The 9,133-nt window shown below is 36.6% G+C and carries 6 protein-coding genes and 1 pseudogene; 5 read left to right on the forward strand and 2 right to left on the reverse strand.

What is annotated here, in order from left to right; translation table 11 throughout:
• Positions 1-461: 461 nt before the first annotated feature.
• Positions 462-1,175, forward strand: a pseudogene (locus OM074_RS20640) (alpha/beta hydrolase family protein); the annotation flags it as partial.
• Positions 1,176-1,189: 14 nt separating this feature from the next.
• Here OM074_RS20640 and OM074_RS20645 read toward each other — a convergent pair.
• The gene (locus OM074_RS20645) at positions 1,190-1,930 is read right to left on the reverse strand and encodes a LytR/AlgR family response regulator transcription factor (protein ID WP_301202587.1); all 741 of its coding nucleotides are present in this window, start codon (positions 1,928-1,930) and stop codon (positions 1,190-1,192) included.
• Positions 1,927-2,994 (reverse strand): sensor histidine kinase, encoded by a 1,068-nt coding sequence (locus OM074_RS20650; RefSeq protein ID WP_301202588.1) that lies wholly within the window; start codon positions 2,992-2,994, stop codon positions 1,927-1,929. Before OM074_RS20650 ends, OM074_RS20645 begins: the two co-directional genes overlap by 4 nt.
• Before the next feature lie 196 nt (positions 2,995-3,190).
• Here OM074_RS20650 and OM074_RS20655 point away from each other — a divergent pair, with 196 nt between their 5' ends.
• From OM074_RS20655 to OM074_RS20670, 4 genes are all read left to right on the forward strand, one after another.
• Entirely contained in the window at positions 3,191-5,017 is a 1,827-nt protein-coding gene (locus tag OM074_RS20655) for an alpha-amylase family glycosyl hydrolase (RefSeq protein ID WP_301202589.1), read from the forward strand.
• Positions 5,018-5,118: 101 nt separating this feature from the next.
• Positions 5,119-7,569 carry a DUF5916 domain-containing protein gene (locus OM074_RS20660; protein ID WP_301202590.1) on the forward strand — a complete coding sequence of 817 codons (2,451 nt, stop codon included), beginning with the start codon at positions 5,119-5,121 and terminating at the stop codon, positions 7,567-7,569.
• An 11-nt stretch (positions 7,570-7,580) separates the two neighbouring features.
• Positions 7,581-8,468, forward strand: coding sequence for a carbohydrate kinase family protein (locus OM074_RS20665; protein ID WP_301202591.1), 888 nt, complete (start codon positions 7,581-7,583; stop codon positions 8,466-8,468).
• A gap of 144 nt (positions 8,469-8,612) precedes the next feature.
• A complete protein-coding gene (locus OM074_RS20670) occupies positions 8,613-9,029 on the forward strand; it encodes an alpha/beta hydrolase (protein ID WP_301202593.1) in 417 nt (138 codons plus the stop codon).
• Positions 9,030-9,133 lie beyond the last annotated feature (104 nt).

The raw sequence follows: 9,133 nt of genomic DNA on the forward strand, positions 1-9,133 counted from the left end.
CCACACCTTATGTTTATTGGAAAAGATTTGTATTTTTAAACTTTTTCAAGAACTTCGGGTGTGGGTGCACTGCTGCTCATGCAGGGCACACACAATGTATAAAAAACATAAGTGGTTCAGTGGTTTACGAAGCTTTCGAGCATTTAATCAGCTCCGCCAAATCTGCGATTTGACGGGTTTGTTTAATGTTTTAAATTTGTGTCAAAACGCAAATTTGGCTCAGTGCAACTTGACAGGTAAGAGCTTCGAAATCACTTACGTTTCTTATACTCAACGTTAGCCAACATATAAAAACACGACAAATGAAAAAAACCACTACTTTATTAATTGCAATTTTGACAACCATATCAATTTATGCACAAGACATCATTGGAAACTGGCAAGGAAAATTAGACGTACAGGGTATTGATTTAAGAATTGTTTTGCATATAAACAAAAACGATACCACTTATAAAGCAACTATGGATAGCCCTGACCAAGGAGCAAAAGGCATTCCGGTCAGTAATATAATCCTTGATGGTACAAATTTCTCATTTGAAGTGCCTACAGCTTTTATAAAATACAATGGCACTTTAAAAAATGATAAAACCATTACCGGAACATTCAACCAAAACGAAAAATCTTTTTCTCTGGATTTTAATAAACAGGAAACAGGTGAAATTATAGAAACAAATAGACCACAAGAACCAATACCACCATACCCCTATAGGACTGAAGAAATAAAGTTCCCAAATACTAAAGACTCAATTATATTAGCAGGGACACTTACCCTATCACAAAATGGGGAAAATTTTCCAGCAGTAGTTTTAATTAGTGGAAGTGGCCCTCAAAATCGTGATGAAGAAATTTTAGGTCATAAACCATTTCTTGTAATTGCTGATTATTTAACACGAAGAGGTATTGCCGTATTGCGGTATGATGACAGAGGAACAGCTGCTTCAACCGGAGATTTTAATAGTTCTACCAGTTTAGACTTTGCTACAGATGTGGAATATGCAATAGAATACTTAAAAACCAGGAAAGAAATAAACAAAAAAAAGATTGGCTTAATCGGGCACAGTGAAGGTGCTATGATAGCTCCTATCGTTGCATCAAAATCAAAAGACATCAATTTTATAGTTTTGATTGCAGGACTTGGTATGACAGGCGAAGAAATACTATTACTTCAAAACGAATTGATAGGAAAAGCTTATACTGTCAATAATTGCAATCTTTTTAACACATCAGGTTTAAAATTACGGCCAATGGGAACTTTAACAATTTTAGTTTCAATTAGGGCTGTATTATATGAGGTTATATGTTTTATACCCACTATAAAAGAGCGATGTGTTCGAATGAATAAATTTGAAGGTAAACGTTCATCAAGTTCACTAATACTCTGGTGAATTACATAATTCTTCTTAAATGAGTAAACACGAACATAATGCCCCTGGCTCTCAACAGCAATAATAGCATCTAAATCAACACGAACAACTTTATCGCTGGTTTTTAAATACAAAAAGGGTTTCTCTCTAATTACAGTTTCTTTCTTAATTGTTTCCTTAGTTTCATTTCCTTCAAGTCCCAGCCACTTCATGGCTTTTGTAATTGCTTTGAAAAAACGTTCAAAATTTATGGGTTTTACCAGGTAATCAATGGCATCGAGTTCAAAACCATCAACTGCATATTCTGAATAAGCTGTAGTAAAAATTATAGCCTGACTGGGCTTTACCTGTTTGGTAAATTCAATGCCCGACAGATATGGCATTTGAATATCTAAAAAAATAAGGTCAACTTTATTATGGGCTAAAAATTGTGTTGCCTCAATAGCATTGCGGCACTCTCCTACTAATTCTAAAAAATCAATATGGGTACAATGTTCCCGAATTACCGAACGTGCCAGCGGCTCATCGTCAACCAACAAACATTTTATTTTGGTAATAGCCGTCATTTTTGTGTAGTAGCGTTAATTTGCAATACAGCCTTAAATGAGAAATCCGTTTTTTCAAAGTTTAAGGTGTAGGCATCTTTGTACAATATATCGAGCCGTTTTTGTAAATTTTCAATGCCAATACCTTTCACTGTAACATCGTTAAATTCTTTGTCAATAGAATTCTCAACGTATACTCGCAATTGAGCCTCGGAAGTTTCTACCTGAATAACAATCCAGGGTTTTTCCTCACCAAAATTCTTTAAATGCTTAAATGCATTTTCTATTAAGGGTAGCAACAACAATGGAGGTATTTTTCCCGATCGATTATTATTCATTGAAAAACTCACTTCAACATCATCCTCAAGTCGAATCTGTTCAAAAGCAATATAATTCTCAATAAAGGCAATTTCTTTATTTATATCCACCTGCGATTCGGAAGCCTCATAAATTACGTAGCGCATAATCTCAGCCAAATACGCAATGGTAGGTGTTGTTAGCTCCGATTGTTTCATTGACAAAGCATATACACTATTTAAGGCATTGAATAAAAAATGTGGATTTATCTGAGTACGTAAAAACTTTAACTCAGCTTGTAATTTATCGCGTTCTAAGGTGCTGCTCTTTTGTTGATGAAACATCCAGTTTTCAATAATTTTAAACACTAATGGAGGAATTACCGCAGTGTTTAACGATAAAACTACGTTTAATAATTCGGTAAATTTTAACGGGGCGTATACCAAACGATCAGCAAAATAATACGGATCGATAAAATAATACCACATCAGTTTCATCAAACCGCCAATAATAAATAGCAATAAGGCATAAAATATAATGAACCGGAAATAGCGGGTTTGTAACAAAAAACGTGGTACTAACCAATAAATTACCGGGTATACCATGGCTAATTTAAAAGGGAGTTCCAGTAATTGTATGTAAAAAGTTTTGTAATAATTGTTGTCGAACGTTCCCCATAACACAGCCCAAAATGCTATCCAGGCCAACCAATAAAATACATGTACCAGCCATCGCTTAAGGCCCAATTGGCTGGCAATACGTTGCGATATGGAATAGTGCTGAAGCATAGTTAGTTTTTATGCACCTAATTTACACAGTTTACATGTAAAGTTCGAAATTTTTGCACGTACAACCAAATATTTGCACGAACGGCGATTTAAAGCTCAAAATTGCTATCGGTGCAGATAACCGTGCGTTCAGGAAATAAAATTGCCCACCTTGATTCGCTTTCACAATTTTGACTAAAACTAAAAAAACACACAAATGAAAAGAATTCATATTTTACTTACATCACTTTGCTTAGTATTAGGAATGCTCGCTCAAGCTCAAGCTGTAAAACGCATGGAACCAGCTTTTTGGTGGGTAGGAATGCAAAATCGGAATTTGCAAATTTTGTTGTACGACAATGCTATTGCCAATGCAACCATTACCATTGACAATCCTAAAATACAGGTTAAAAGTTACGAACGCACCGCAAACCCCAATTATGTATTCATAAATGTTGAAATAGCTTCCGATGCCACTCCCGGCACTTTTCCTATTCAAATAACAAGGGGCAAAAAGCAAACTACCATTAATTATGAACTGAAAGCCCGAAGAAGTGCTGCCAATGCAAAACCTGCATTCACAGGTAACGATGCCATTTATTTGATAACACCCGACCGTTTTGCCAATGCAAATCCGGGCGATGACAATGTACCAGGATTTTTAGAACCAGCCGACAGGAACAACATACACGGCCGTCATGGTGGCGACATTCAAGGCATTGCGAACCATATTGATTATATAAAAAACCTGGGAATGACTACGGTATGGATGAACCCGATGATTGAAAACAACCAGCCGGAATATTCGTACCATGGCTATGCTCCCACTGATTTTTATGCCATTGATGCACGGTATGGATCGAATGAAGAATTCAAACAACTGGTGGAGAAACTTCACCAAAACGATATGAAACTGGTAAAAGATCAAATATTTAATCATTGTGGATCGTACCATTGGTGGATGCAGGATTTACCCGCGAAAGATTGGATAAACAGTGCAGAAAAATACGGTCGCAGTAATTTCGAGAATATGATTGTAAGCGATCCGCATCAGTCGCAGCTTGATAAAGACCAACATTACCGGGGTTATTTTGATACCAACATGCCCGACCTGAACTACGAAAATCACTTATTGGCCACCTACATGATACAAAACTCCATCTGGTGGATTGAGTATGCGAATATTGACGGGTTACGTATTGACACCTATCCGTATTCTGATAAAAACTTTTTAATTGACTGGCGTACGCAATTAGAAGCTGAATACCCCGGAATATTTGTGGTTGCCGAAGTTTGGGTAAACGACGTACCTTACGCTGCTTTCTGGAACAGTCCCGGTTTTGGCTATAATAATTACCAGTCGGGTATAAAAAGTATTACCGATTTTCCGCTGTATTACAATATGCTCGACGCCTTTAAGCCTGATGGCGATGTATATAAGGTGTACAAAGCCTTAACCATGGATTTTTTGTATGGACATGCTGAAAATAATGTGATATTTTTTGATAATCATGATGTAAGCCGGTCATTTGCGGTTTTAGATTACAACCTTAAAAAATATAAGCTGGCTACAGTTTTCACCTTTACTACTCGTGGTATTTTACAATGGTATTATGGTTCTGAGTTCCTCATGCAGGAATCAGCCAATCATGGTGTTATCCGCCAGGATATGCCCGGTGGTTGGGAACAAGATAGCTGTAATGTCTTTACTCTGGAAAATTTAACAACTGACCAAAAGGAAATTCTGGCATTAAACACACAACTATTAAACTGGCGAAAAACCAGCGAAGCTGTAAAAAGTGGTAAACTTATCCAGTTTAAACCCAACAGTAATATTTATGTGTACTTCCGTATTGCTGATAATGAACGAATCATGGTTATTTTAAACAATTCTGATTACGATAAAACACTCCCTCTAAATACCTACAATGAAGTAATTCAAGGTTTTACCAAAGCTACCAATATTATTACGCAGGAAGCGGTTCCTTTAAAAGATTCAATAACTGTTAAGGCAAATACCCCTTATGTTTTCATACTTAATTAGATATGTGGTTTTAGTCAACCAAAAAGTGGATGCCTGCAAGCACACAACATTGCTTTTGTTTGGCATTGCTTTTTGGTTGCAACAAGCTATAAACTTACACAATGAAATTACTTACTTACAATACCGGTAGCATTTTAACGGCAATTCTGCTTATAACAAATGTCTTGTTTACAACATCCTCTTTTGCCCAGGTTACAAAGAAAACCTATACAACTACTAAAATTCAAACAGCCCCAAAAATTGATGGTAATTTAGATGACAGCATTTGGCAAAACAAAGCCGTTGCTACCGGATTTACCCAGACGATTCCCTATAATGGTAGACCGGCCACTCAGAAAACCGAGGTGAAAATAGTTTACACTAACGAGGCTATTTACCTGGGTGCTATGCTCTACGATTCTTCGCCCGACAGTATTTTGATGGGTTTAGGCAAACGCGATGCTGAAGACGATGCTATTTTATCTGATTTATTTATTGTTGAATTCAATCCGTATAACGACGACCAACTTTTAAATGCATTTAAGTTGAGCGCTTCAGGTGTACAAATTGATGAACGCGTAACCTATGGCAATTGGGACAAAAGCTGGGATGCCGTTTGGTACAGTGCCACATCAATAAACGATTCGGGTTGGATTGCTGAAATAAAAATACCCTATGCCGCATTACGCATACCGCAAAAAGAAGAACAGATTTGGGGCATGCACTTATGGCGTTGTATTAAACGTAATGAAGAATGGGCATCATGGAATTTTGTGAACGAAAAAGAAGAAAGCACGGTTCACCAGGCAGGTATTTTACAAGGCATCGAAAACATAGAGCCTCCGGTTCGCTTGTCATTTACTCCTTACATTTCGTCGTACGTCGATAAAAATGGCTATACACAAAACACCACGTATTCTTTTAAAGGAGGCCTGGATGTAAAATATGGCCTTAACGAAAGCTATACGCTTGATATGATGCTGATTCCCGATTTTGGGCAGGTACAGTCAGACGATGCGGTATTGAATCTAACATCAGTGGAAACCTATTACGATGAAAAGCGCAGCTTTTTTACAGAAGGTACCGAACTTTTTAGCAAGGCTGATATTTTTTATTCGCGTCGCATTGGGGGAATTCCTTCAAACTTCGATTCTGCATATAGCAACATAGGGACCAATCAAATAGTTAGCAACAACCCAATTGAAACACAAATTATTAATGCTACAAAAGTATCGGGACGGAATACCAACGGCCTGGCTGTAGGCGTGTTAAATGCAGTTACTGCAAACACCCATGCAGAATTGCGTGATACCTTACAAAATACAACATCCAAAGTTCTCACCCAGCCCTTGACGAATTACAATGTGTTGGTAATTGACCAATCGTTAAAAAACAATTCCACCATTAGTTTTATTAATACCAATGCAGCGTATTACAACAGTAACTATGTGGCAAATGTAACGGGTACCGATTTTAAGTTTGCGAACAAACAAAATACCTACGCTCTTTTCGGGAAAGGGGCTCTAAGTCAATTGTATTCAAGCACCACTGATTTGGGTTATTATTACGATGTATCGATTCGGAAAACCAATGGCAATTTTAAATTCGCGCTGAACCAGCGTACAGTTAGTGATACATACAACCCAACAAACTTAGGCTACTTAGCCAACAATAACGAAATACAAAACACACTTACCCTGAGTTACGATTTTATAGAACCTTTTGGGCGTATTTTAAGCTGGTACAACAGCATTAGTTTTTATAATTCGCAACTGTACAAACCCAATCAATATGCTGCTTTTGAAATTAATGAGGAGTCGCATATTACCTTTCGAAATTACCTATCACTTTCAATTTACATGGGTGGCACACCTATAAAAAAATACGATTTTTACGAACCTCGTGTTAGTGGTTGGAAATATGAGGAGCCCACAGCTTGTTACCTAGGGTCGAGTATGCAAACCGATGCTAAACGCAGATTATCTCTTTTTTTACACGCGGCACATTGGCAGGCTTTTGAATATAACAAAATAACTCAGGAGATGACCATCAGGCCAACCTTACGTGCCAACAACAAATTTATATTAGCATTGCAATTCGACGCTACTTCGCAAAAAAATGCCTTTGGCTATGTAGGGCAAAATGCCCAAAGCGATTCCATTTATTTTGGACGACGCGATGTTAATTATATTGCCAGCACACTTGAAGCCAATTACATTTTTAGTAATAAGGCATCGTTAAGCATGCGTGCCCGTCATTACTGGACTACTGTAGCTTACAAACAATTCTATTTGTTAAATACTGATGGAACTATGAATGACAATATTCAGAATTTTACTACCAGCAACACCAATTATAATAATGTAAGTATTGACGTAATTTATACCTGGCAATTTGCCCCCGGTAGTGAGCTAAGTTTTATGTGGAAAAATAATATTGACCATTATATAAATACTATTGATTACAATTACCTACATAACCTGAAAAATATTTGGAATGCATCACAATTCAATACCTTCTCACTTAAAATAAAATATTACTTAGATTATAATTACCTGGTTCGTAACCATTAAAATGTAGTTCTATGAAAAAAGTATTCGTAATTGGAGGAGCCTCCTACGACAGTATTATTTATCTGCCTCAATTTCCTGGTAATATTCCTCAAACCATTCATCAATGTAAATTCCAGGAAACTCTAGGTTCTACAGGCATTGGAAAGGCACTCAACCTGGAAAAATTAGATTTTAAAGTAACGTTACACGCCTTAATTGGTAACGATGTGTGGGGCAAAAAAATAATTTCATCGATGCAACAATCGCCGGTGAAGTTTTTATATCATATTGATGAAAATGGAACCGAACGCCATACAAATATTATGAACCGTTCCGGTGAACGCATCTCCATTTTCACCAATACCTTAAACCCTGAAGGCTCCATAAACTTCAATGAAATTAAGGCTGAAGTATTACAAGCTGACTACGTGGTGGTGAACCTGACCGATTATTGCAAACCTATAATTAAACAGGTGCATTCGCTGGAAATTCCTATTTGGACCGATTTACATGATTATGACGGTAGAAATCCCTGGCATGAACCTTTTATTGAATATTCAAATTACATTTTCTTAAGTTCCGACAACCTGCCTGATTACAAACCCTTTATGCAAGAAATGATTGATGCCGGTAAAGAATTGGTAGTAGTTACCCATGGCAAAAAAGGGTCGACTGCACTGACTAAAAACGGGGAATGGATTGAAACAGAAGCATTTACTAATTATGAACTAATTGACAGTAATGGTGCTGGAGATGCCTATTTTAGTGGATTCTTGTATGGATACAATCAAAATAAAACAATTATAGAATGTATGAAGTTGGGATCTATTGTAGGCGCACTTTGTATCAACTCAAATAAACTTTCAAACAGTAACCTAACTTATGATATGATTGAAAAGTTATTTAATGAAATGTCTTAGAATAAAATTAATTTGCACTTTCATGGTATCAACCCTTAAAAACGACTACTATTATTTACAAATAGGAAATAAATGGAATTTTTGGAAGAAGTTACGTTTATAAGGTAGTTGTAAGCAAGTGTGGAGAATGAAAAGTTCGAAAGATTGGAAATATCAAACGAAATTAACAAAGGCGCTTATCAAATTATAAAACAATCAAACAATCCCGATTCTTTGTATTCTCAATTGTCAAAATATCTAAATCAAGCATTAAATGAAAACCCTGCGCTCAAACCTTCTGGTATGCCAAAAGAAGTGTTTTTAAATACGCAGCTTACAAAACTTACAAGGCCATGGATGAAATATTTCTTAAGCTACGACCCAACATTTGATTTAACAAATACCAATTGTCCGGTTTTGGCCTTATTTGGTGGTAAAGACTTACAGGTTCCTCCAAATGAAAATTTAAAAGGAATTAAAGAAAGTATTGAAAAAGGAGGAAATAAAAAGTTTACTTCAGAAACCTTTTCTCCTCTTGCTCTGGAAGAAATTTCTACATGGATAATAAAACATGTTCAATAAATACGTTGGCTAATCGAGTAGACTGCCGATAGGCCAATAGCCTATCGGAGAGCCTCTCACACCACCGTACGTACGGGTCTCGTATACGGCGGTTCCCTACACCA

The organism is Plebeiibacterium marinum, from assembly GCF_026013615.1.
In the GTDB taxonomy this organism is placed as follows: Bacteria; Bacteroidota; Bacteroidia; order Bacteroidales; family Marinilabiliaceae; genus Saccharicrinis; species Saccharicrinis marinus_A.

Bases quoted from the DNA above. Each gene is read 5' to 3' on its own strand.
- OM074_RS20660 (WP_301202590.1), top strand. From the start codon at position 5,119: ATGAAATTACTTACTTACAATACCGGTAGCATTTTAACGGCAATTCTG.
- OM074_RS20655 (WP_301202589.1), top strand. From the start codon at position 3,191: ATGAAAAGAATTCATATTTTACTTACATCACTTTGCTTAGTATTAGGA.
- OM074_RS20650 (WP_301202588.1), bottom strand. From the start codon at position 2,994: ATGCTTCAGCACTATTCCATATCGCAACGTATTGCCAGCCAATTGGGC.
- OM074_RS20665 (WP_301202591.1), top strand. From the start codon at position 7,581: ATGAAAAAAGTATTCGTAATTGGAGGAGCCTCCTACGACAGTATTATT.
- OM074_RS20645 (WP_301202587.1), bottom strand. From the start codon at position 1,930: ATGACGGCTATTACCAAAATAAAATGTTTGTTGGTTGACGATGAGCCG.